Here is a 1316-nt window from a genome sequence, read left to right as displayed (position 1 = left end):
CGAGGAATACCTGGACTCGGAGAAGTACCAGCTCAAGCCCCGCGACTGGGAGGCCGCCGCACGCGAGGGGCGGACCATCGCACCCCTCATCACCCGGCTCAACACCATCCGGCGGCAGCAGCCGGCCCTGCGACAGCTACGCGATCTGCACTTCCACCACGCGGACCAGGACGCGGTGATCGTCTACTCGAAGCGGAGCGGATCGAACACGGTTCTGGTGGTCGTGAACCTCGACCCCCACCACACCCAGGAGGCAACGGTCTCGTTGGACATGCCGCAACTCGGCCTGGACTGGCACGAGTCCGTGCCGGTGTGCGATCAGCTCACCGGCGAGACCTACTACTGGGGCAGGGCCAACTATGTGCGCCTCGAACCGGGTCACAGGCCCGCGCACGTCTTCACCGTCCTGCGACCGTCCACCCCGCAGATCGGAGGGTCACCCACAATATGATCGTCAATGAGCCTGTTCCGGACACCTTCGAGGACACCCCCGCCAAGGACCGGGACCCGGAGTGGTTCAAACGCGCCGTCTTCTACGAGGTCCTGGTCCGCTCCTTCCAGGACAGCAACGGCGACGGCGTCGGCGACCTGAAGGGCCTGACCGCCAAGCTCGACTATCTCCAGTGGCTGGGAGTCGACTGCCTGTGGCTGCCGCCGTTCTTCAAGTCGCCGCTGCGGGACGGCGGTTACGACGTCTCCGACTACACCGCCGTTCTCCCGGAGTTCGGTGACCTCGCCGACTTCGTGGAGTTCGTGGACGCCGCGCACCAGCGCGGCATGCGCGTGATCATCGACTTCGTCATGAACCACACCAGCGACCAGCACCCGTGGTTCCAGGAGTCGAGGCGGGATCCGGACGGTCCGTACGGGGACTACTACGTCTGGGCCGACGACGACAAGCAGTACCAGGACGCCCGGATCATCTTCGTCGACACCGAGGTCTCCAACTGGACGTACGACCCGGTACGCAAGCAGTACTACTGGCACCGCTTCTTCTCGCACCAGCCGGATCTGAACTACGAGAACCCGGCCGTGCAGGAGGAGATGATCTCCGCGCTGAAGTTCTGGCTGGATCTCGGCATCGACGGGTTCCGGCTGGACGCGGTGCCGTACCTGTACCAGCAGGAGGGCACCAACTGCGAGAACCTGCCGGCGACCCACGAGTTCCTGAAGCGGGTGCGCAAGGAGATCGACGCCCAGTACCCCGACAAGGTGCTCCTCGCCGAGGCCAACCAGTGGCCCGAGGACGTCGTCGACTACTTCGGCGACTACAGCTCCGGCGGCGACGAGTGCCACATGGCGTTCCACTTCCCCGT

General features: G+C 65.2%; 2 protein-coding genes. Both read left to right on the top strand.

The annotated features are described in order from the left end of the window. On the top strand, positions 1-451 hold a 451-nt coding region (locus ACH4LD_RS42975), incomplete at its 5' end, for a DUF3459 domain-containing protein (protein ID WP_398059991.1). Continuing rightward, the coding region (locus ACH4LD_RS42970) for an alpha-amylase family glycosyl hydrolase (RefSeq protein WP_398059993.1) at positions 448-1316 on the top strand (869 nt) is incomplete at its 3' end. The genes ACH4LD_RS42975 and ACH4LD_RS42970, both read left to right, overlap by 4 nt.

This window comes from Streptomyces sp. NPDC017676 (genome assembly GCF_044329325.1).
GTDB lineage: Bacteria > Actinomycetota > Actinomycetes > Streptomycetales > Streptomycetaceae > Streptomyces.
Note: the sequence above shows the minus strand (reverse complement) of the source record. Positions and strands in the feature narration are given on the sequence as shown.